This window comes from Pseudomonas chlororaphis (genome assembly GCA_001023535.1).
GTDB classification, from domain to species: Bacteria; Pseudomonadota; Gammaproteobacteria; order Pseudomonadales; family Pseudomonadaceae; genus Aquipseudomonas; species Aquipseudomonas chlororaphis_E.
This window is the reverse complement of record CP011020.1, coordinates 2,535,696-2,555,665: the sequence shown is the minus strand read 5'-3', so window position 1 is coordinate 2,555,665 and position 19,970 is coordinate 2,535,696. Positions and strand designations below refer to the sequence as shown.

The 19,970-nt window shown below is 59.6% G+C and carries 23 protein-coding genes; 11 read left to right on the top strand and 12 right to left on the bottom strand.

What is annotated here, in order from left to right:
- The first annotated feature begins 88 nt into the window (after nucleotides 1-88).
- Nucleotides 89-502, top strand: a complete 414-nt coding sequence (locus VM99_11195) for a class I peptide chain release factor (protein AKJ98592.1) — start codon at nucleotides 89-91, stop codon at nucleotides 500-502.
- On the opposite strand, the gene VM99_11190 is transcribed toward VM99_11195, so the two are convergent.
- Together VM99_11190 and VM99_11185 are read right to left on the bottom strand one after the other, a co-directional pair.
- Nucleotides 499-1,698, bottom strand: coding sequence for an MFS transporter (locus tag VM99_11190; GenBank protein ID AKJ98591.1), 1,200 nt, complete (start codon nucleotides 1,696-1,698; stop codon nucleotides 499-501). The genes VM99_11195 and VM99_11190 overlap by 4 nt on opposite strands.
- Before the next feature lie 104 nt (nucleotides 1,699-1,802).
- A complete protein-coding gene (locus VM99_11185) occupies nucleotides 1,803-1,997 on the bottom strand; it encodes a hypothetical protein (protein ID AKK01735.1) in 195 nt (64 codons plus the stop codon).
- Between the two features lie 297 nt (nucleotides 1,998-2,294).
- Here VM99_11185 and VM99_11180 point away from each other — a divergent pair, with 297 nt between their 5' ends.
- Complete coding sequence (locus VM99_11180) at nucleotides 2,295-2,528, top strand: hypothetical protein (GenBank protein AKJ98590.1); 234 nt, start codon at nucleotides 2,295-2,297, stop codon at nucleotides 2,526-2,528.
- Here the strand turns inward: VM99_11180 and VM99_11175 are convergent.
- The 3 genes from VM99_11175 to VM99_11165 all read right to left on the bottom strand — a co-directional run bounded on the left by VM99_11175 (nucleotide 2,522) and on the right by VM99_11165 (nucleotide 5,286).
- Entirely contained in the window at nucleotides 2,522-3,544 is a 1,023-nt protein-coding gene (locus VM99_11175) for a magnesium transporter CorA (GenBank protein ID AKJ98589.1), read from the bottom strand. The two genes, VM99_11180 and VM99_11175, sit on opposite strands and share 7 nt — an antisense overlap.
- A 170-nt stretch (nucleotides 3,545-3,714) precedes the next feature.
- Nucleotides 3,715-4,020 carry a peptidase M4 gene (locus VM99_11170; GenBank protein ID AKJ98588.1) on the bottom strand — a complete coding sequence of 102 codons (306 nt, stop codon included), beginning with the start codon at nucleotides 4,018-4,020 and terminating at the stop codon, nucleotides 3,715-3,717.
- 138 nt (nucleotides 4,021-4,158) lie between these two features.
- On the bottom strand, nucleotides 4,159-5,286 hold the full coding sequence (locus tag VM99_11165; GenBank protein AKJ98587.1) for a glycerophosphodiester phosphodiesterase: 1,128 nt from the start codon (nucleotides 5,284-5,286) through the stop codon (nucleotides 4,159-4,161).
- A gap of 243 nt (nucleotides 5,287-5,529) precedes the next feature.
- Between VM99_11165 and VM99_11160 the strand changes: the two genes are divergently transcribed.
- A complete protein-coding gene (locus tag VM99_11160) occupies nucleotides 5,530-5,859 on the top strand; it encodes a hypothetical protein (GenBank protein AKJ98586.1) in 330 nt (109 codons plus the stop codon).
- A 35-nt stretch (nucleotides 5,860-5,894) separates the two neighbouring features.
- Here the strand turns inward: VM99_11160 and VM99_11155 are convergent, their stop codons facing one another.
- Nucleotides 5,895-6,605, bottom strand: a complete 711-nt coding sequence (locus tag VM99_11155; GenBank protein ID AKJ98585.1) for a hypothetical protein — start codon at nucleotides 6,603-6,605, stop codon at nucleotides 5,895-5,897.
- 14 nt (nucleotides 6,606-6,619) lie between these two features.
- On the opposite strand from VM99_11155, the gene VM99_11150 reads away from it, so the two are divergent.
- Together VM99_11150 and VM99_11145 are read left to right on the top strand one after the other, a co-directional pair.
- Nucleotides 6,620-7,567 carry a LysR family transcriptional regulator gene (locus VM99_11150; protein ID AKJ98584.1) on the top strand — a complete coding sequence of 316 codons (948 nt, stop codon included), beginning with the start codon at nucleotides 6,620-6,622 and terminating at the stop codon, nucleotides 7,565-7,567.
- Nucleotides 7,568-7,653: 86 nt separating this feature from the next.
- Nucleotides 7,654-8,187 carry a membrane protein gene (locus VM99_11145; protein AKJ98583.1) on the top strand — a complete coding sequence of 178 codons (534 nt, stop codon included), beginning with the start codon at nucleotides 7,654-7,656 and terminating at the stop codon, nucleotides 8,185-8,187.
- 31 nt (nucleotides 8,188-8,218) lie between these two features.
- Here VM99_11145 and VM99_11140 read toward each other — a convergent pair whose 3' ends face one another.
- Nucleotides 8,219-8,827 (bottom strand): TetR family transcriptional regulator, encoded by a 609-nt coding sequence (locus tag VM99_11140; GenBank protein AKJ98582.1) that lies wholly within the window; start codon nucleotides 8,825-8,827, stop codon nucleotides 8,219-8,221.
- Nucleotides 8,828-9,013: 186 nt separating this feature from the next.
- Between VM99_11140 and VM99_11135 the strand changes: the two genes are divergently transcribed.
- Nucleotides 9,014-10,072, top strand: coding sequence for a hydrolase (locus VM99_11135; protein ID AKJ98581.1), 1,059 nt, complete (start codon nucleotides 9,014-9,016; stop codon nucleotides 10,070-10,072).
- Nucleotides 10,073-10,092: 20 nt separating this feature from the next.
- Here the strand turns inward: VM99_11135 and VM99_11130 are convergent, their stop codons facing one another.
- The gene (locus VM99_11130) at nucleotides 10,093-10,410 is read right to left on the bottom strand and encodes an XRE family transcriptional regulator (protein AKJ98580.1); all 318 of its coding nucleotides are present in this window, start codon (nucleotides 10,408-10,410) and stop codon (nucleotides 10,093-10,095) included.
- Nucleotides 10,411-10,558: 148 nt separating this feature from the next.
- Between VM99_11130 and VM99_11125 the strand changes: the two genes are divergently transcribed.
- Entirely contained in the window at nucleotides 10,559-10,909 is a 351-nt protein-coding gene (locus tag VM99_11125) for a hypothetical protein (protein ID AKJ98579.1), read from the top strand.
- A gap of 22 nt (nucleotides 10,910-10,931) precedes the next feature.
- Complete coding sequence (locus VM99_11120; GenBank protein AKJ98578.1) at nucleotides 10,932-11,627, top strand: hypothetical protein; 696 nt, start codon at nucleotides 10,932-10,934, stop codon at nucleotides 11,625-11,627.
- Between the two features lie 46 nt (nucleotides 11,628-11,673).
- Here VM99_11120 and VM99_11115 read toward each other — a convergent pair whose 3' ends face one another.
- Entirely contained in the window at nucleotides 11,674-12,663 is a 990-nt protein-coding gene (locus tag VM99_11115) for a hypothetical protein (GenBank protein ID AKJ98577.1), read from the bottom strand.
- 204 nt (nucleotides 12,664-12,867) lie between these two features.
- On the opposite strand from VM99_11115, the gene VM99_11110 reads away from it, so the two are divergent.
- Complete coding sequence (locus VM99_11110; GenBank protein AKJ98576.1) at nucleotides 12,868-14,184, top strand: toxin HipA; 1,317 nt, start codon at nucleotides 12,868-12,870, stop codon at nucleotides 14,182-14,184.
- Nucleotides 14,181-14,531, top strand: coding sequence for a transcriptional regulator (locus VM99_11105; protein ID AKJ98575.1), 351 nt, complete (start codon nucleotides 14,181-14,183; stop codon nucleotides 14,529-14,531). The genes VM99_11110 and VM99_11105 overlap by 4 nt, the downstream gene beginning before the upstream one ends.
- A gap of 97 nt (nucleotides 14,532-14,628) precedes the next feature.
- On the opposite strand, the gene VM99_11100 is transcribed toward VM99_11105, so the two are convergent.
- The 3 genes from VM99_11100 to VM99_11090 form a co-directional block, all read right to left on the bottom strand.
- A complete protein-coding gene (locus VM99_11100) occupies nucleotides 14,629-14,787 on the bottom strand; it encodes a DNA-binding protein (GenBank protein ID AKJ98574.1) in 159 nt (52 codons plus the stop codon).
- A 265-nt stretch (nucleotides 14,788-15,052) separates the two neighbouring features.
- Complete coding sequence (locus VM99_11095) at nucleotides 15,053-16,300, bottom strand: ribonucleotide-diphosphate reductase subunit beta (GenBank protein AKJ98573.1); 1,248 nt, start codon at nucleotides 16,298-16,300, stop codon at nucleotides 15,053-15,055.
- A 497-nt stretch (nucleotides 16,301-16,797) separates the two neighbouring features.
- Nucleotides 16,798-17,061, bottom strand: a complete 264-nt coding sequence (locus VM99_11090; protein ID AKJ98572.1) for a hypothetical protein — start codon at nucleotides 17,059-17,061, stop codon at nucleotides 16,798-16,800.
- A gap of 427 nt (nucleotides 17,062-17,488) precedes the next feature.
- On the opposite strand from VM99_11090, the gene VM99_11085 reads away from it, so the two are divergent.
- Nucleotides 17,489-19,444, top strand: coding sequence for an acetyl-CoA synthetase (locus VM99_11085; protein AKJ98571.1), 1,956 nt, complete (start codon nucleotides 17,489-17,491; stop codon nucleotides 19,442-19,444).
- The last annotated feature ends 526 nt before the right edge of the window (nucleotides 19,445-19,970 follow it).

Below are 19,970 nucleotides of genomic sequence, written 5' to 3'. Positions count from 1 at the left end.
CGCCAGCAAGCCCGATGCCACAGCAGGATGGGTGTTGCGCTGGCGATTCGGGGTATTCTTGGCGGCCTGAATACCGGACCTTTTCCCAATGCTGGCGATTTCCAACACCGTGCACATTCCCGACGCCGAGATCGAGCTGACGGCCATCCGCGCCCAGGGCGCCGGGGGGCAGAACGTCAACAAGGTGTCCAGCGCCGTGCACCTGCGCTTCGACATCCCGGCTTCGTCCTTGCCCGAGTTCTACAAGGAACGGTTGCTGGCCCTGCGCGACAGCCGCATCACCAGCGACGGTGTGTTGATCATCAAGGCCCAGCAATACCGCACCCAGGAACAGAACCGGGCCGATGCGCTGGAGCGCCTGGTCGAACTGATCCTCGGGGCCACCAAGGTCGAGAAGAAGCGGCGTCCCACCAAACCGACGCTGGGCTCGAAGAAACGTCGGCTGGAATCCAAGACCAAGCGCGGCTCGATCAAGGCCGGACGCGGCAAGGTGGATTTCTAGTTGCGCGTCCGTGCCTCGCGCTGCCTTGGCGCTTGCCGGTACAAGTACACGCTCAGGGCCAACCCGCCCAAGGCGGCCAGCGCCGCGAACAGGAAGATCGACGCGAAGCCAAAGCCTGCGGCAATGGCACCGGCCAAGGGACCGGTGATCCCCAGTGACAGGTCGATGAACAACGAATAGGCACCCACCGCCGCGCCGCGACTGGACGCCGGCACCAGGTTGACCGCCTCCACGCCCAACGCCGGGAACACCAGGGAAAAACCGAAACCGCTCAACGCCGCCCCCGCCAACGCCCAGTGGGCATCGGGCGCCAGCCATAGCAGCAACAGCCCCAGGACCTCCACCGACAGGCAGGCAATCGCCACGCGAAAGCCACCGAGGCGGTTGATCAGGTTGCCGAACAACAGCCGCGCACCGATGAAGCTGGCGCCGAACAGGCTCAGGCAGAGCACGGCGTTTTCCCAGTGCTGGGTGGCGTAGTACAGGGTGATGAAGGTGGCGATGGTGCCAAATCCGATGGAGCCCAGGGCCAGGCCGCAGCCGTGGGGCAGGACGCGACCCAGCACGTGCATGAAGGGCAGGCGTTCACCGGCGACGATGGGCGCGGCCAGTTTCGGCCAGGCCAATGCCAGGCCCAACGAGGCCAGCAGGATAATGCTGACGCCCATGCTCCACAGTCCCAGCGTATTGACCAGCCACACCCCCAGCGGCGCGCCGATCGCCAGCGCACCGTAGCTGGCAATGCCGTTCCAGGAGATGACCTTGGCGGTATTCGCCGCGCCGACCCGGCCAATCCCCCAGCCGATGGAGCCCGAGCCCACCAGGCTTTCGGCGCTGCCCAGCACCAGGCGGCCGATGAACAGGCTGGCCAGGCTGAGCATCGGCAGGCTCGGCGTCCAGGCCGACACCAGCATGAACACCCCGCTCAGCCCGCAACCGGCCAGGCCGATCATGACCGCGCGCTTGCTCCCCAGGTTATCGATGATCCGGCCCGCGTAAGGGCGGCTGAGCAGGGTGGCGAGGTACTGGACGCTGATCACCAGCCCGGCAATGACCGCACCGAAACCCAGCTCGCCATGGACGTACCCGGGCAGCACGGCGAGCGGGATACCGACGTTCAGGTAACCAATGAAGGTGAATAGGACGATGGAAACAACTTGCAGCGTGACCGCCAGGGGGCGCTGAGAATCTGACATGGGGAAAGGGTCCACGGAGCAGCAACAATAGATAGGCTGCTTATGATAACGGCGACCGTGGGGGCAGGGTGCGGAAAAGTAAAACTATTTGCCCGGCGGCTTGTTCAGTCAGTGCCTTGTTCGCTGACCAGGTGACTGGTGACCAGGGCGGCCAGGGCGTTTTCCTCGGTGCCGAAACGGGCCAGCAGCGCGGCTTGTTTTTCAGGCGACAAGCGCGTCCAGATCTCGACCATTTTCTCGGCGGTGCCGATCAGTACGCTGGCCTGGGCTTCGCTGAAGGGGGAGGTGTCATCGGTCATCGCAGGGCTCGGATTCAGGCAGTGTGGAAAGCGCATCTTAGCGCTTTCCACACGGTCTGGTTACGCGGTGGATCAGTCTTGGCTGTCGGCCTGGCGGCGTTCAGTGGCTTCTTTGGGTTCGGGTTGCTGGGCGTCTGCCGGCCCCCCGGCTTGTAGCGTGGTCGTCTGCTCAGTGTCGTGCAGGCTTGGGAAGGGGAGATTAGGGATCTCGTGCATATCGCGCTCCTCGCAAAGTCTGTGGATAGATCTGGTAGATCCGCGCTTTTAAAAAAGCCTGGGCAGGATACAGCAGGAGAAATGACAAAAAGACGTTTAAATCCTGTTGCACCGACAGATGGGATTGTCTGGACAGGTCAAGGCAAGCTTGTCGACAGGCTTGCAAAGGCCGCCGACAATCGGATGAAGCCATTCGAGGAACGCCAGCACGACGTCCAGGGCATCCTGGGTGAGTTGATCGCGCGTGAACAAGGCGTCCCGGCGAACATCAAGAGGCGCATCGAGCAGCCAACGCCCGCGCCACCGGCTCAATAGTCGCGTCGCTTGCGAAACGCCCATCGACCGGCGATCAGGGTGAAGGTCGCCACCAGTGCCACGAGGATCCAGAAACCTTCGGGATCGGTGGCCAATGGCACGCCGCCGACGTTCATGCCGAAGAAACCGGCAATGATGTTGATGGGCAAGGCCAGCACCGTGACCACCGTCAGGGTGAACAGGGTACGGTTGCTCTGTTCATTGAGGTTGGCGGCGATCTCTTCCTGCAACAGCTTGATCCGCTCGCCCAGCGCGGTCAGGTCGTTGATGATCAGGGCGAATTCCTCGGTGGATTTGCGCAGTTCCTTGACGTCTTCTTTCTGCAACCATTGCGGCGGGCGGTTGAGCAGGCGCAACAACGAACCGGGCTCCAGCGCCAGCAGGCGCTGCAGGCGCACCAGCACCCGGCGCTGGCTGCCCAACTCGGCGCGATTGGTGGACAGGCGCGAAGACAGCAACTGATCTTCGATCTGGTCGACGCCTAGGCTGGTCTTGCGCACGATCTGGGTCAGTACTTCACCCTGGTCGCGCAGCAGGTGCACGAGCAACTCCAGTGGTGAGCGAAAGCATTCGCCGGCCTTGACCGAGGAGCGCAGCTTGTCGACCGAGTGCAGGGGTTGCAGGCGGGCGCTGACGATCAAACGGCTGTGAACGCACACCCACAACGTGGAGACGTCCGAAGACACCAGGTTGCTGAGGTTGAACACCACGTCGTTCACCACCGCCAGCAACGCCGAATCCACGTGTTCGATGCGGGTCGAGCGCGAGCCTTCATGCAGGGCTTCGAAGAATTCCTGTGGCAAGGCCAGGTGACTTTTCATCCAGCGCTCGCACGCGGCATGGGCCAGATTCAGGTGCAGCCAGAGGAACTCATCGGCGTCCTGGGGGTGTTGCAGGCTTCGCAGGGCTTGGGCCGAGTCGATTTCCTGTCCACGCTGGCCGGGACGGAAACGAAACCCGTAGAGCAGGCCGAACAGGTCCGGATCGCGGTGGCTTTGATCGATGCTGTGATTCATGAAGGCTCGCTGGCGGGAAGTGCCTGTCGCGGCTACAGGTTCACTTGAGTGGCATCATCGCAAGCTTTCTTGATGGTTTTGTGACAGTTGTGAGGGGACCGACAGGTTTAAATCCAGGCAAAAAAAAGAGCCGCGCAACGGGAAGTTGCGCGGCTCTTTTTGCAGGTCAATCAAGTGTCTTGCTTGTTGCTCAGAACTTCGCCAGTGGTGGCATCGAAGTCGACGTCGAACTCTTTGCCGTCAGCGGTCTTCAGTTCAACTTCATATTCATAACCGTTGAAGTGATTGTCCAGGTCGGTGTCGGTGATGGTCGCGCCCGGGTGCAACTTCAGGGCTTCTGCGTTCATCGACTCAAGGGACTTGATTTTGCCTTCCTTGACCAACTGGGGAATCTGGTCGATCCGGACGTCGGCTTGTGCCAGGCCGGCGGTGAGGGTCAGGGCAGCGGCGGTAAAGAGGGCAGTCAACGTTTTCATAAGTGCTTTCCTTGTGTCATTAAAGGGGTGATTCGTTTAAGTGGGTTCAGGCTAACGCTGGCAACTTAATTCACCCTTAATTTGCAATAACTTGGAATGCACCCAGAGGCCTGTGGTTCCCCAAAGGCCTCTTCGGTTTCAATACCCGTTCTTTTTCAGCAGTTGTGCCACGCTGCCAGTCTCGGGACGCTTGAAGTACTTGAGCAGTTCACTGGCGCGGTTGGTAAAGATGCCATCGACGCCGGCATCCAGCACTTTCTTGAAGTCCACTGCCTCATCCACGGTGTAGACGTGCACCAGCAGGCCCTGGTCATGGGTGTACTGGTTCATCCAGGGTTTGACCAGGTCCGCGTAACTCTGGCTACCGCCATGGGTCAGTGCGGCGGACGGCCCGGTGCCGATGGCGCCCTGGGCCTTGGCGTACTGGACCCATTTCTCGAACTCGGCCTTGTCTTTGGGTTCCTGTTTGGCGTAGTAGGCCGCCTTGTCTGTTTCCCCGGACTCGGCAAACGGCACCTTGGACTTGGGCTCGATGTTGCCTTCGCCGACCCACAGCAAGAGGATCTTCGGCACCTTCGGCATCTCTTTTTGCAACAGTTCGAGGCTGCTCTTCTCGAAGGTCTGCAAGACCACCTTGCCCTTGCCTTGGCCGACGCCGGTGGCGCTCTTGGCAAGCTTGGACCCGGACGGACTCAGCCAGCCACGGTCCTGCAACTTGTCCTTGAGGTCACGCTCGATGCCGGGGAACAGCTTCGGCTCCTTGGTTTCGATGTACAGCCCCGGTTTGTGCTGCGGGTTGCCTTCGGCAATGTCGATCACTTCATCGAGGGTCAGGATCTTCAGGCCGGCGAACGAGGGGCGCGCGCGGTCCGGGTAGGTCGTGTTGAACCAGCTGCCGGCGTCCAGGGTCTTGAGCTCTGCCATGGTGAAGGCGTTGGCGGTGCTGTCCTTTCGCTCGGGAAATTTGCTCGCGACGTCCGTGGTGCGCAGCAGGCTGTCGTCATGCAGCACGAACAACACGCCATCCTTGCTGCGTTGCAGGTCCAGTTCCAGGTAGTCCGCCCCCAGGTCGCGAGCCAGCGTGTAGGAAGCCGCGGTGGATTCCGGCGCGTCGAACGAGGCGCCACGGTGGGCGATGACCGCTGGATGAGGGATGCCCTGGCGAGCTGCCAGGGCCTTGGGGCTCAACGCTTCGGCGGCGTGGGCCTGGCCGAAGCCGAGCACCAGGCTCAGCATCAAGGCGCTGCGGGTGAAGGTGACAGGCATGCTCGAGTTCCTTTCGTGGGTGTGCAAAAACCTATCTTTTAACAACTGAACGCCGTCGGCGCTATCGCCATACCGACATAAATGCGTGCGAAGCAGATTTTTCCCACGCATTGGCGCACCGCTTTGCAGTACCCTTGGTCGCACCAGTTTCCCCGGCAGAGGGAGACCTTGAATCAGCATTCGCCGCCCTGCGTGTAAACCATCGATCAGCCGTCCCCAGGGGACGCATCCATGAGGTTTACCATGCGCACCACTTCGACACTCATCTGCCAGGCCGCCGACCAGCTCAAGGGTTTTGTCGGCCTGAACCGCAAGACCGGCCAGTACATCGTGCGTTTCAGCGAAGACGCCTTCGGCATGGACGTGGCCGACGACGGCATCATCCCCACCTGTGAATTTGTCTGGGGGCCGGTGGCAGACGGCACCATGGCCCTCAAGCGCGAGCGGATCCAACTGCTGCTGGACCAGCATGTCGACGACCGGATCAACCTCACTGATCCGCTGCGGGTCTACATGGCCCGCACCGACCTGCCTGAAATCGTAGCGGTGCGGCAGTTGGTCGTGGAGGGCTGATCCCCACGGATCAGTTGATCGATACCCGGTGACACTCAGGCGCGGGTCTTGGCGCATGCCTCGACAAATGCCTTCGCCAGCGGCGGCGTGCGGCCTTCCAGCGCGGCTCGTTCGGGCTGAAACAATGTCGCGACAAAGAACGGATGATCGCGCAGTTCCACCGCGCGCAAGTCACCGGTCGAGTCCCGGGCGACGGCGTGCAGGCGCTGGCCGAGCAGGTCTTTTTCGAAGGCCGGGTTGAGCCCGAAGCGGCAGCGATAGCTTTCGAACGCTGTCTGGCGTCCATAGGCCCGGGCAATCAGTGACCCCGCGTCGAACTGAAGGCTGTCGAGGGTTTCGATCAAGGCGCAGCTCAGCGGCGTCACCACGAGCCGTTCAGCCTCGGGGGAGTTCTCGCCGTGGGCGGCATCGGTCCAGCCCATCACGTGGCGCGCGTATTCCAACACCGCATGCTGGAAACCGCCGCAGGTGCCGAGGAACGGACGACGTTGTTCACGGGCAAACCGAATGGCGTGCAAAGCGCCGTCTTCATTTCGGTAAGGGCTGCCCGGTACGCACCAGATGCCGTCGAAGTCGTTCATCAGCGTGCTGTGCTCGATCAGGTCGGTGGCCAGCCACTGAAAACGAAGCCCGTGGCCTGTTTGCTGGCTGGCCTGTTCAAGGGCCAGGGGGATCGCCCGGTGGGCCGTGATTTGTGGGTCATGATCGCCGACCAGGGCGATGTGCAAAGGACGCTGGTTTTCCATGGAAATCTCGCCGCTTGTTGATTGCTGGCGGCCACTATAGATTGGCGTTCACGCAATCAATATTGGCGTTTACCCAAGTGTTCAATGCATCCACGCACTATCGACTGGACTATCCCGACCTCTCCCTGATCCTGGCGTTGGTGCGTGGAGGCTCGCTGGCTCGGGCGGCGCGGTTGCTGGACGTAGACGTGTCCACCGTGTTTCGTTCGGTGCGCCGACTCGAGGCGGCCCTGGGCCAACCCCTGTTCGAAAAAAGCCGTGCCGGGTATCTGCCCACGAGCTTGGCCCAGACGCTGTCCGAGCAGGCTGAGCGCGCCGAACAGGCCCTGGAGGCGGCACGCATCGGCGTGGAGCAGGGCGGCGAGGTCGTCAGCGGCACGGTGCGCCTGACGTGCTCCGACTCGGTCCTGCAGGTGCTGTTGTTGCCGGCGCTGGCGCGGTTCATGCCCGCGTATCCGGCGTTGAACCTGGACCTGAGTACGTCGAACGACTTCGCCAACCTGAGCCGTCGCGATGCTGACATCGCCTTGCGCCTGACCCGCTCGCCGCCGGAACATTTGGTGGGGCGGCACCTTGGTGGTGTCGTCTACCGAGTCTGCGGGAGTCCGGTCTTCCTGTCCGGCGCGAATCTGGATGACTTGGCGTCCCTGACCTGGATTGCGCCGGACGACTTCCTCCCCGATCACCCCACCGTGGCCTGGCGCCGACAACATCTGCCCGCCGTGATGCCAGCCTATCGCTGCAACAGCATGCTCTCGGTCGCCGAGTTGGCGCGGGCCGGCCTGGGTGTCGCCGCCTTGCCGGATTTTCTGATCGGTGAAGGCCAGGGCTTGATCCCCTTCGGCGAACCGTTGGCGGGGTATGACACGTCGCTCTGGCTGCTGACACGACCAGACTGCCGCGCCTTGCGTTCGGTGGTGACATTGTTCGACGAGTTGGGGCGTAATTTGCGGCAGCGCTGATGTTTCATGAGCCAAGCGTGCCGAGATAGATGATGATCGCCCAGCGGTTATAGTGCCTTCAGCACCAGCCCCAGGCGGAGAACATCATGGCGACCCCTTACCCATCCACCCCCGCGGCCCCCGTGGATCACTTGCGTTTTCATCGGCCTCACGCGCATCTGGCACCCACCTTCGGGAATGATCGCTTTGCGTTGCGAGCGGAGGCGTTCGCGCGTTTTTTCGGCACGCCGATGTTCCTCGGCGCACAAACCCTGATCGTGCTGATCTGGGTAGGCTTGAACCTGTCGGGCATCGTGCATTTCGACGCTTATCCGTTCATCTTGCTCAATCTGGCGTTCAGTCTGCAGTCGGCCTACGCCGCCCCGCTGATCCTGCTGGCGCAAACTCGCCAGGCCGCTCGCGACAAAGCCCAGGCGGAAGCCGATGCGCAACATCGCGAAGCCCTGGCCATTGCCAACACTGAGCGCCAAGCCCAGGCCGCGCACAATACGGCGCAGTTGCTCGAGTTGTTGGAGCAGAACACCCGCCTGACGGAAATGACCAAGGCACTGACCGAGCGCATCGACAGCCTGACCACCGAAATGCATCAGAAATTCGTGAACACTTCCTCGGCGCAATGACCCTCGTGACGCGACTCCCGGTGGTGGGCACTCAAGCCTGATAGCGAACCAGGAACATGTCGAGGGCTGACTCGATCACCTGCACTTGCTCCTCATGGGTCAGGCTTGGTTGCCCCATGGAAATCTGTGGCCAGAAGGCGAAGGTCTTGATCAAACCGTGCATTTGCTGGGCAGCGAATTCCGGCTCCACCGGCTTTAGCCGGCCATCGACCTGGGCTTGGCGAATCCAGGTGGTGAGGCCCTCTTCACGCTGGCCCATGCGCGACACCATGTCTTGGGCACGTTCGGGTGAGTGAATGGTTGCGGCAATGGCGATACGCGCCAGATCGAGGAAGTTTTCCTCCGATAAGAGTTGTAGCTTGGCTTGCAGCAACCGACGTAGCTGCTCACGCAAAGGCTCCAACGGGTCATAGGCCATCTCCTGTTCAGCGGTGATGCTCTCCCATAGCCGACTCAGAATTTCGGCAAACAGCTCTTCCTTGCTCGGAAAGTGGTTGTACACCGTGCGCTTCGACACGCCGGCCGTCGCCGCGATCCTGTCCATGCTGGTGATCTCGAAACCGTTGATGCGGAATTCGGCAATCGCGGCCTGGAGGATGGCTTCGCGTTTTCGTTCGGTGAGGCGCTGCGGTACGGTCATGGGCATTCGTCGGTTGAGAAGGGCAAATTACACTCGGCAGTTTACTTGCTCCCGGGATTCATGCAATCTAGAAACTACACCGAGTGGTGTAGTTTTGTCGCGAACGGCTGAGCGTGCACGTCGCAGCCATCAAACGTCCTACAAAGACGAAGCGTAATTCGACGACGTTCCTGGAGTTATCGCACCATGAGTATTCCTTCTTCCACGACCGATAACGCAGCTGCCAACCCGGCCTCCCGACACGAACAAGGGAAGTATCACAATCACGCCCATACACCGCGAGAAGGGTTTGGCCAGATGCTGCGCATCATCTGGAACATGCTCCTCCACAAGCCCCGTACCACCCGTCCGGCAGGGGCCATCACCGTCCAGCCGCTGACCCGCGCCGAGCTGCTGGCAGCACCGAACCAGAGTGTGTTCCGTCTCGGCCACTCCACGGTTCTGCTCAAACTGCGCGACAAGTTCTGGATCACCGACCCGGTGTTCTCCGACCGTGCATCGCCCGTGCAATGGGCCGGCCCCAAGCGTTTCCACCAGCCGCCCGTCAGCCTGGAGGATCTGCCGCCGATCGAGGCGGTGATCCTGTCTCATGACCATTACGACCACCTCGACCATCAGGCCATCCTCAAGCTTGCCGCCAAGACCCGGCACTTCCTCACACCCCTTGGCGTGGGTGACATCCTGGTCAAATGGGGTATCGAGGCCAGCAAGGTGCGTCAGCTGGATTGGTGGCAAAGTACCGAAGTGGACGGTATCGAGTTCATCGCCACACCATCACAGCATTTTTCCGGTCGCGGGCTGTTCAACGGCAACAGCACGTTATGGGCTTCCTGGGTGATGATCGATGGCGGCGCGCGGATTTTCTTTAGCGGCGACACCGGTTACTTCGACGGTTTCAAGCGCATCGGCGAGCGATACGGCCCCTTTGACCTGACCCTGATGGAAACCGGCGCCTATAACGTCGACTGGCCTCACGTGCACATGCAGCCCGAGCAGACATTGCAGGCTCATATCGACCTGCGTGGGCGTTGGCTGCTGCCGATCCACAACGGTACATTCGACCTGGCGATGCATGCCTGGTTTGAACCCTTCGACCGCATCCTGGCGCTGGCCTGGGAGCGCAACGTGCTCATTACCACGCCACAGATGGGCGAAGCCTTCACCCTGACCCATCCGCACCGTGGCCGGGCCTGGTGGCTGGAGGTAGAGGCGTCGGCCTATCAGAACCAGACTGGCGCGGCCTGACGCCCGCCGCAGCGGCCCGGCTATTCGATCATCGCGTAGTCGGCCCGTCCCATCGGGTCCGGTGTAGCACCCTTGATGTTCATGCCACGCCCCGGTGCAAAGCCAGGGAAGAACACCAGGCCTTCGGCTTCAAAGCGAAACGCCAGCGCCAGTCGGGTTACATCGAGCAGTTCACCCCCGGCTTCGAAGCGTTGGATGGCGGGTACCGAGACGCCCGACCGACGGGACAACTCCTCGACACTCCACCCCAGCATGGCGCGGGCTTGCGCGCTGTGGGCAGGGGTGAATTGATAGACAGCGATGCGTTCCAGGGTGGTTTTGAGTGCGAGAGAGGCCATGGGATGCTCCAAAGCAGTGGATTCAAAATACTGTGTTTTTGTACAGTTGTTTTGAAACCGGATCAATCTCATTTTTTTGATGGGTGACCAGTGGTCGGCTTCAGCCAAGCGCTCGGTGTACCCTGGCGTCTAACGGAGGAGGGGTGGTATGTCTATTTCCGATAGTGACTGGAAAAGTTACAACGAGCTCTACGAACTGGCGCTGGACCGCTTCTGCAAAGGGGTTCTTGCTGATGCCCAGACGATCGCTCAGAACGAAACTTTATCGGCCCACGCTCGATACGCAACGCTGTATGGTCTCATACGCAATCGAGACAAAGACCTGTCGATGGCCTTCAACGGACGTCGACGCAAAGAAGTTTCCCTATCTTTGAGGCTGATGGTCGCCTATGACCTGCTGAGCGATCAGGAGCTGATGGTTCTGAGCGACGAGTTACGAGAACGGATTTCCGACGCTGTTCGTCAGCCCTATGAAATAGAATGGGCCACAGACGCATAGTCCTTTTCAAGCAGAGCACACCATGTTGATCTTCAATTGCACCGAAGCGGCTTGTAACTTCTTTAGCCGCGTGCACAAAGGCAAGAAAATCACTCCAGTGGAGAAGCCTCCGTCACCCGTTATCGAGGACGATGAGGTGGATGGATTCGCAGAACAGTGGTTGGTCCATGCCATTACTGTCCAACGTAAACATGTGTTGTTCGTCATCCATGTGCAAACCCGTTATTGCATGATCTTCGCTGACGCCAAAAAAGCTGACGTGGAAGGTTTTATTCATCGGTTTTCCGAGCGTTGGATCAACGGCTTGATGCGCCACGCCGGGCAATATGACCTTTTGCACTGGGTCGATGACGAGCCAATGATGGCCCGCTTCCAGGAAAGTTGTCATGAGTCCGTTTTTTACAAGCGCGGCCATCGCGGTGCGCAAAAGCACATCAATGAAATCTCCTGGGTTTTCGAGGATTGCGCCGCTGAGTGGGGAACGTTGCCTTCTGATGAATTCTCCGCAGGCCGCTTTGATGGTGATATGAACAACACCCCGAGAGGCAGCAAGGGGCACAAGGACTATTACTTCCCAGATGAGGAAATGATTATTCACTGGTTGCGGCGTTATGGTGGACTGGATGAGCCCAGCGTTCAGAAAGCCCGTGAACGACGGATGGAAGTGAGACGGGAGATGCGGGCGTTTGAGCGGCAGCTTGTCCAAGATGGACTATGAACTGAAACACCGGCGCGTGTAGGGTTGCTGTCAGCCCAAGCCGAGATCAGTTATCGGCCAACCCCGGCGCTTCACGAATAATGAAGTGGTCCAGGTTCTCTATGTTGGCGCTGAACACCCCGAACGTCTGTTCGGGGTTTTTCTTGCTCGGCACCTGCTTCAGCTCCGGCGTCACGCCGTAGAAGAAGCAGTACAAATCCCGTTCGCTCTCGGCGGCATGCTTGATCTCTTGCAGAAACGCCTTACGCTTGCGGTAGCTGTCGATCAGCTTCTTGCTCAGGTAAACGTTGACCGAATAAGGCTTTTTCTTCGCCTCGCCCGGTAGCTGGGTCCAGACCTTCTGCTCGAAGTCCACGCGAAAACTGGCGCTGTGATAATCCTCGATCTTCTTGATCTTGCCCCAGTAGATCAGCCCCTTGTTGTCCAGCAAGTATTCGATCTTCTTGAAGAACGATGCATAGGGCGCCGTGTGCTCGCCAATCTTCAACGGCATGCGCTTGAGCAGATCCTTGTCGGCGAAGTTCGACACAAAACATTCCACTGGATGGGCGAACACATGGGTCTTGTCCGGCGCTGAATCACGGCTCGGGTGCTCGACGTTATTGCCGGCTGAAGGCACTCGCTCCTCGCGCATGACGTCTGCCGCCACTGCCGGGCTGGACGGCTTACGCAGATACTCACGCCGGGTCAGCAATAGCTCCGAAGGGAAGTGTTCCTCTCGACCGTCATCCAATTGCGCAGCATCCGCCTCCAGGCCGGTAGTCGGAGTTTTCAGGCTCGCATAAGGACAACCCTCGACATGCCGCGTGCTGGGAATGTTCTTGAAGTGCGGCGTGCGCACGTAGTTCACATTCTTGGCATTGAACGTCCCCAACACATTCGCCGCATCGAACGCCGCCCGACAGGCGTCGTTGGGGCACTGGAACTGTTCCTTCGCGGAATCGAAGCCCACCGTCTCGTCGAAATTCAAATCGCGCACGTCATAGATCGACAGCTTGTCGTCGAGGCTGCGGCAGTAGGCGAGGTCGAATTTCATGAGGGGCTCGGGTCCTTGAGTGGGGGGAGGGTATTAATAGCGGGTGGTGGGGGAGTACTGAATGATTTGGCTATCGAGCTTAGGTGAGTCGGTATCAAAATGCCGATTAACTCCACATGCATGTCGTTAGTCAGAATTATATTGCTGAGAAAGCCTGTATGAGTCACATTAGTCGGCATCATAATTCCGATTGTATGGCGCGCTATGGTAGGACAGCTCACGATCCAGGCCTATATCAAAGGCCATTGGCACGACGCAATGGTGCTCTCTGTATCGGACGCTCAAAAGGTCGATGAGTCGCGTTGCGCCGCATCTTACGCTCAGAGTTACCTGGTCGAATTCATCGATAAATTCGAGACGCTCTTCGAGCCTGCCGTCAGCGTCAACCTTCCGTTGAGCTGGAACCCTGTCGATAGCAAAGGGTACCCCCCGTTTGTGTACGACATCATACCGGCCGGCGCCGCCCGTAAATCGTTGCAGCGGCGATTTGGTGGAGAAAGACCGGTTGGGATGGACATGGGCTTTTTCCTTTTGAGCCGCTGCACCCCTTCGCCCATAGGGCACTTGCGCGTGAAGGAGTCTTTCGAGCAAATCGATCAGACCCGCAAGGAGGCCTTTGCCCGCAAAGAGGTCGTAGAGAGGACAAGTGATTTTCTCGAATACGCTTATGAGTCCGGCGCTGCCCTAGGCGGTGCCACTGGCGCTCAGGGCGAAGCGCCGAAGCTGACTATGGTCGAGGGAGAGGATGGCGACCTATATGCCGACGCCATGCTTTGCGACGAGCATGCGCGCCGTCATTGGCTGGTAAAGTTTGCTCGCAACCAGGGCACTGAACGCGACAAGAACATCCTGCGAACGGAATACCATTATTACAAAGCGATCTCTCAGCTTGGTTTGAACACGATAGCCACAGATGGGCTGGTGCTTGAGGAAGCCGACAAGCCGAGCCTGTGGATGCCACGTTTTGATCGGCGGGTCGCTGACGGCGAGGTAGAAAGGATTCCAGTCGAGTCGATTTATTCGGTGTGCGGGAACACCGAACCGGGCTCGAGGATGAACCATGAGGACGTGCTCCGCCGTCTGGTGAATCTGTGGCGCATGAACGGGCAGGACGCAGAGCTTGAGGATTTGGTGTTCGAGTATCTGCGCCGTGACTTGCTTAACCGCATCCTTGGGAACTCGGACAATCATGGACGCAACATGGCCATTTTCAGGTATCAGAACACATTCGAGCTGGCGCCGATCTACGACCTCGCGCCGATGGTGCTCGACCCGGAGGGCGTTACGCGAGCCACTAAATGGGAGTCCGAGCACATGGGAAGTCCCGACTGGAAAACGATCTGCGGATACTTTCAGGACCTGGTAAGCACAGACGTGCTCTTCGAACGTCTGCGCGGAGCGGCTGAGACGTTTCGGGCGTTGCCGGATCTGCTGGTCGATCTTCCAGACGAAGTGAGGCGCGCTCAGTCTATCCCGATGAACAATCTGGACAAGCGCCTGGCCGAGTGGGGGCTTCGATGACAGATAACACCCCCGAACGGCGCAAGGAAATCATCGAAGACATCGTGATGCAGCATGCGCTGGGGAATGAAACCCTCGGAACCGCTGTTCGCCGGTTAAGGCTCGAGGTAACCGGTCTGGATCAGGACACCTTCGCGCTGATGTGCAAGATGTCGACCAAAGCCCTGTACCAGATCGAGAAGGACAAGGGCAATCCGACCCTCAGCACCATCGAATCCATCTTGCGGAAATTCGGTCTTCGCCTGGGGCTGACCACAGCGCTCCAGCCCATTCATGCGCCGCAGCCTGAGCCGCACAAACCGGCCACTTACACGCTGACTCGTGGGGCTAAGCCTCGGCGCAAGTAGACGGGTTGCGCTCCGTGGAGTGGTTGCTCTGCGAGCCAATTGAGTGGAAGGGTCCAGCCGGATGAGTAAAAGCCCCTTCCTCATCTACTAGCCAGATTTACTCAATCTGAGCAGGCGGGATTTCAGCAGGCGCCTCGCCAATGCAGGCCTCGTCGAACTCGCCCATGGCGGCCTCGTCGATAGCGCCGATTTTCAGCAGTGCTTCTGCCGAACTGTGAATCGACTCGAAGGCCTCACTTTTAAACGCGTTAGCCATTCAATTATCTCCAGTAGAAGTTGGACTGAAGCCTTGCTCCATCACCGTGGCGAGGGAGCTTGCTCCCGCTGGGCTGCGCAGCAGACCCTCTTTAACTAAATGTAGTCACTCAGCAATCAGCCGCCCAACCCTCTGATACAACGACAGGGTAAACGCCTCCCGATCACTGGCAAGATGACACCGCCGATGGCAGTTAAATGCAAAAAACCCCGCTTTCACGGGGTTTTTAGTCGAGCGTCAACTGACAGGTTCAACTTAGGATTTATCAATCCCAGCTCAAAGCCCCACCCGTCTGATACTCAATCACGCGCGTCTCAAAGAAGTTCTTCTCTTTCTTCAAGTCCATGATCTCGCTCATCCAAGGGAACGGGTTCGTCGTGCCTGGATACTCCTCTTTCAGACCAATCTGCGACAGACGACGGTTGGCGATGAACTTCAGATAGTCCTCCATCATCGCCGCGTTCATACCCAATACGCCGCGAGGCATGGTGTCACGGGCGTATTCGATCTCCAGCTGCGTACCCTGCAGGATCATCTGGGTCGCTTCTTCCTTCATCTCGGCATCCCACAGGTGCGGGTTTTCGATCTTGATCTGGTTGATCACGTCGATGCCGAAGTTCAGGTGCATGGATTCGTCGCGCAGGATGTACTGGAACTGCTCGGCGACGCCGGTCATCTTGTTGCGGCGGCCCATGGAGAGGATCTGAGTGAAGCCGCAGTAGAAGAAGATGCCTTCCAGGACGCAGTAGTAGGCGATCAGGTTGCGCAGCAACTCCTTGTCGGTTTCCGGGGTGCCGGTTTCGAACTTCGGATCGGAGATCGAGCGGGTGTACTTCAGGCCCCAGGCGGCTTTTTTCGCGACCGATGGGATCTCGTGGTACATGTTGAAGATCTCGCCTTCATCCATGGCCAGCGATTCGATGCAGTACTGGTAGGCGTGGGTGTGGATCGCCTCTTCGAACGCCTGGCGCAGGATGTACTGGCGGCACTCCGGGTTGGTGATCAGGCGATACACGGCCAGGACCAGGTTGTTGGCCACCAGGGAGTCGGCGGTGGAGAAGAAGCCCAGGTTGCGCATTACGATGCGGCGCTCGTCGTCGGTCAGGCCTTCCGGGTTTTTCCAGAGGGCGATGTCGGCGGTCATGTTGACTTCTTGCGGCATCCAGTGGTTTGCGCAGCCGTCCAGGTACTTCTGCCAGGCCCAGTCGTATTTGAAGGGCACGAGCTGGTTGAGGTCGGCGCGGCAGTTGATCATGCGCTTTTCATCGACGGCGACACGGGCGGAGGCGCCTTCGAGTTCGGCGAGGCCTTCGGCGATGTCGAGTTTGTCGAGGGCGGCCTTGGCGCGAATGATCGCGGCCGAGTCGCTGGCCGTCACGGCGCGGGCTTCGAGCGCGGCGGCACCGCCGGCGCTGTCGAGGCGGTCCATGTTGGCTTCAGAAGCGTGGCCGGCATTGGCGCTTTTTACAGCGACTTCGCCGTCTTCTTTGTCGAATTCGTCCCAGCTCAGCATGACGTGTCGTCTCCTGCGTGAGGGCCAGCAACCCGGGGGAGGTCGGCTGGCGGCGGTGGATCTTGGAAAAATCGTTTGTTGCAGCTGACGCAGGCAATAAACAGAAAAATGTACGGGTCGTGCTGAAGCGGCGGTGAACGCGAAGAGGTCATGGGTCTTGGCGTGGGCTTCAGGCTGGCTTGATCCCCTGTAAGGGAATATTGCAGGCCCGTTTAAGGCGGCATTATAAGGACTTTTTTGCCTACGTGGTGCGGCGAAATCGCCCACGGAGGAGCTGACGGACGGCTCATCCGCGTTGGAGCGAGGGTTTACAAGGCTTTGGCCGGATCCGGCTGCCGAAGATTTTTTTTGCCTGGGTCGGATGGCAGGCTTTTTTGCTCAAAAAATGAGCTGTTTTTGCCTTTTTACACTACATGTTGTGTTTGAAAAGGGTTTTCGACGGCTCCAGACACAACCGGGCCCGATCGAAATCGGGCCCTGGAAAATACCGGTAGTGATCAGCCGTTGGAGCAACCGTTGCCCATCACGCTGTAGCGCAGGATGTGGCGCTGGCCCTTGGAATCGTCGTAGACCATCTTCGCCGGGACTACTTCGCAGACATTCGGGATCTCGCTCATGGAAATGACTTTGGCGATGTCCAGGTGAGTGGAGTAGGTGTACTCCTCAACGGCGGGTTTTTGCTGGGCGACATCGCTCGGGGCCTCGTCTGCCATCGCGGTGGCGCACAGGCTGCCGAGGACCAGAACCCATAAAGCTTTCATCTGATTTCACCTTTTTTGAGGTCGAGTGGGGTCACGCAACCTTTTTGGGGTTGCGTGTGGAGCAAGTATTGGAAATTTGATCAACGGCCTTCGTGGGGGCTGTGTTGCGTCAATCGTGTTTGCCGGTTGGCGGGGCTGATTCTAGAGGGGCAGGGTGGATGCAAACAGACTGGGTTTTGATAAAGACTTTTGGTTGATTTGGTAATAATCGGCTGATGTTGGAGGCTGGCTGTTGGATCTGTTCTGGCTGTGCTGTTGTCTTCGCGAGCAAGCTCGCTCCCACAGGAATGGGCTGTGAAAGTGGTCTTGCACGTTAGTACCGACATTTTGTAGGGACTTGTTACTACCATCGTCGAATGGTTCTATAGGCCCGCCCCAGGCTACAACGGGACCATACAAAAACAACTATGTCACCGAGGTAAGAAACATGAGTGCGGCTTCTCTGTATCCCGTTCGCCCCGAGGTTGCGGCCAGTACGTTGACTGACGAGGCGACCTACAAGGCGATGTACCAGCAGTCAGTCGTCAACCCGGATGGCTTCTGGCGCGAGCAGGCCAAGCGCCTGGACTGGATCAAGCCCTTCACCACGGTGAAGCAGACGTCCTTTGACGATCACCATGTCGACATCAAGTGGTTTGCCGATGGCACCTTGAACGTTTCCTACAACTGCCTCGACCGCCACCTGGCCGAGCGTGGCGACCAGGTCGCGATCATCTGGGAGGGTGATGACCCGTCCGAGAGTCGCAACATCACCTATCGCGAACTGCATGAAGAAGTCTGCAAGTTCGCCAACGCCCTGCGTGGCCAGGACGTGCACCGCGGCGACGTGGTGACCATCTACATGCCCATGATCCCGGAAGCTGTGGTCGCCATGCTGGCCTGTGCCCGGATCGGCGCGATCCACTCGGTGGTATTCGGTGGCTTCTCCCCCGAGGCCCTGGCCGGCCGGATCATCGACTGCAAATCCAAAGTGGTGATCACCGCCGACGAAGGCATTCGCGCCGGTAAGAAGATCCCGCTCAAGGCCAACGTCGACGACGCGCTGACCAACCCGGAAACCAGCAGCATCCAGAAAGTCATCGTGTGCAAGCGCACCGCGGGCAACATCAAGTGGAACCAGCACCGGGATATCTGGTACGAAGACCTGATGAAAGTCGCCGGCACCGTTTGCGCGCCGAAGGAAATGGGCGCCGAAGAAGCGCTGTTCATCCTCTACACCTCCGGCTCCACCGGCAAGCCCAAGGGCGTGCAACACACCACGGCCGGCTACCTGCTCTACGCGGCCCTGACCCACGAGCGCGTGTTCGACTACAAGCCGGGCGAAGTCTACTGGTGCACCGCCGACGTCGGTTGGGTCACCGGCCACAGCTACATCGTCTATGGCCCGTTGGCCAATGGCGCGACCACGGTGCTGTTCGAAGGCGTACCGAACTACCCGGACATCACTCGGGTGGCCAAGGTCATCGACAAGCACAAGGTCAGCATCCTCTACACCGCGCCGACCGCGATCCGCGCGATGATGGCGTCGGGCACCGCCGCCGTCGAAGGCGCCGATGGCAGCAGCCTGCGCCTGTTGGGGTCGGTGGGTGAGCCGATCAACCCGGAAGCGTGGGACTGGTACTACAAGAATGTCGGCAAGGAACGTTGCCCGATCGTCGACACCTGGTGGCAAACCGAGACCGGTGGCGTGTTGATCAGTCCGTTGCCGGGCGCCACGGCGTTGAAACCGGGCTCGGCCACTCGTCCATTCTTCGGCGTGGTGCCGGCGCTGGTGGACAACCTCGGCAATCTGATCGAAGGCGCCGCCGAAGGCAACCTGGTGATCCTCGATTCGTGGCCAGGCCAGGCGCGCACGCTGTACGGCGACCACGACCGCTTCGTCGACACCTACTTCAAGACCTTCAGTGGCATGTACTTCACCGGTGACGGTGCGCGTCGAGACGAGGACGGCTACTACTGGATCACCGGTCGCGTGGACGACGTGCTCAACGTGTCCGGCCACCGCATGGGCACCGCCGAGATCGAAAGCGCCATGGTCGCCCACCCGAAAGTCGCCGAAGCGGCGGTGGTGGGTGTGCCGCACGACATCAAGGGGCAGGGCATCTACGTCTACGTGACCCTCAATGCGGGCGAGGAAAGCAGCGAGGCCCTGCGCCTGGAGTTGAAGAACTGGGTGCGCAAGGAAATCGGTCCGATCGCCTCGCCAGATGTCATCCAGTGGGCACCGGGCCTGCCGAAAACCCGCTCCGGCAAGATCATGCGCCGCATTCTGCGCAAGATCGCCACGGCGGAATACGACGCGCTGGGTGACATTTCCACCCTGGCCGACCCAGGCGTGGTGGCGCATCTGATCGAGACGCACAAGACCATGAACGTCGCCTGACGGCGGATTTGTGATCCCTGAAAGCCCGGAACGGTGTGAGCCGTTCCGGGCTTTTTTTGTATGTGCGCATTCCCATGTGGCGAGGATGCTTTTGTGGCGAGGGGATTTATCCCCGCTGGGCTGCGAAGCGGCCCTAAACCCTGACACCTCGGTCTGCCAGACAGATTGAGCCGCCTGTCTTGGGGCTGCTGTGCAGCCCTGCGGGGATAAATCCCCTCGCCAAAGGGTTCGGTGCCCGAAAGACTCTGGCATCTGGCTTTGGAGCTGCTGCGCAACCCAGCGGGAGCAAGCTCCCTCGCCACAGGAGGAATGAATAAATATCGATCTTCAACGTCAGACGCTTGCAGGCGTTACCGATGTTTCGAAATGTGTAACCAAACGCGCCAGTCCGAGGCGATGGGAAACGCCGAGCCCTGTTCCAGGGCATTTTCAGCCCGTGGACAAAATTAGCCGACACGCTGTGCTTGCCGGATTAGAAGGGTTTGCGAATAATGGGCCCGCAATTTGCAGCATAGATCGGTTTCCC

Excerpts from the sequence above, each read along its gene's own strand:
- VM99_11195 (AKJ98592.1), top strand. The coding sequence starts at position 89 with ATGCTGGCGATTTCCAACACCGTGCACATTCCCGACGCCGAGATCGAG.
- VM99_11190 (AKJ98591.1), bottom strand. The coding sequence starts at position 1,698 with ATGTCAGATTCTCAGCGCCCCCTGGCGGTCACGCTGCAAGTTGTTTCC.
- VM99_11185 (AKK01735.1), bottom strand. The coding sequence starts at position 1,997 with ATGACCGATGACACCTCCCCCTTCAGCGAAGCCCAGGCCAGCGTACTG.
- VM99_11180 (AKJ98590.1), top strand. The coding sequence starts at position 2,295 with ATGACAAAAAGACGTTTAAATCCTGTTGCACCGACAGATGGGATTGTC.
- VM99_11175 (AKJ98589.1), bottom strand. The coding sequence starts at position 3,544 with ATGAATCACAGCATCGATCAAAGCCACCGCGATCCGGACCTGTTCGGC.
- VM99_11170 (AKJ98588.1), bottom strand. The coding sequence starts at position 4,020 with ATGAAAACGTTGACTGCCCTCTTTACCGCCGCTGCCCTGACCCTCACC.
- VM99_11165 (AKJ98587.1), bottom strand. The coding sequence starts at position 5,286 with ATGCCTGTCACCTTCACCCGCAGCGCCTTGATGCTGAGCCTGGTGCTC.
- VM99_11160 (AKJ98586.1), top strand. The coding sequence starts at position 5,530 with ATGCGCACCACTTCGACACTCATCTGCCAGGCCGCCGACCAGCTCAAG.
- VM99_11155 (AKJ98585.1), bottom strand. The coding sequence starts at position 6,605 with ATGGAAAACCAGCGTCCTTTGCACATCGCCCTGGTCGGCGATCATGAC.
- VM99_11145 (AKJ98583.1), top strand. The coding sequence starts at position 7,654 with ATGGCGACCCCTTACCCATCCACCCCCGCGGCCCCCGTGGATCACTTG.
- VM99_11140 (AKJ98582.1), bottom strand. The coding sequence starts at position 8,827 with ATGACCGTACCGCAGCGCCTCACCGAACGAAAACGCGAAGCCATCCTC.
- VM99_11135 (AKJ98581.1), top strand. The coding sequence starts at position 9,014 with ATGAGTATTCCTTCTTCCACGACCGATAACGCAGCTGCCAACCCGGCC.
- VM99_11130 (AKJ98580.1), bottom strand. The coding sequence starts at position 10,410 with ATGGCCTCTCTCGCACTCAAAACCACCCTGGAACGCATCGCTGTCTAT.
- VM99_11125 (AKJ98579.1), top strand. The coding sequence starts at position 10,559 with ATGTCTATTTCCGATAGTGACTGGAAAAGTTACAACGAGCTCTACGAA.
- VM99_11120 (AKJ98578.1), top strand. The coding sequence starts at position 10,932 with ATGTTGATCTTCAATTGCACCGAAGCGGCTTGTAACTTCTTTAGCCGC.
- VM99_11115 (AKJ98577.1), bottom strand. The coding sequence starts at position 12,663 with ATGAAATTCGACCTCGCCTACTGCCGCAGCCTCGACGACAAGCTGTCG.
- VM99_11110 (AKJ98576.1), top strand. The coding sequence starts at position 12,868 with ATGGTAGGACAGCTCACGATCCAGGCCTATATCAAAGGCCATTGGCAC.
- VM99_11105 (AKJ98575.1), top strand. The coding sequence starts at position 14,181 with ATGACAGATAACACCCCCGAACGGCGCAAGGAAATCATCGAAGACATC.
- VM99_11100 (AKJ98574.1), bottom strand. The coding sequence starts at position 14,787 with ATGGCTAACGCGTTTAAAAGTGAGGCCTTCGAGTCGATTCACAGTTCG.
- VM99_11095 (AKJ98573.1), bottom strand. The coding sequence starts at position 16,300 with ATGCTGAGCTGGGACGAATTCGACAAAGAAGACGGCGAAGTCGCTGTA.
- VM99_11090 (AKJ98572.1), bottom strand. The coding sequence starts at position 17,061 with ATGAAAGCTTTATGGGTTCTGGTCCTCGGCAGCCTGTGCGCCACCGCG.
- VM99_11085 (AKJ98571.1), top strand. The coding sequence starts at position 17,489 with ATGAGTGCGGCTTCTCTGTATCCCGTTCGCCCCGAGGTTGCGGCCAGT.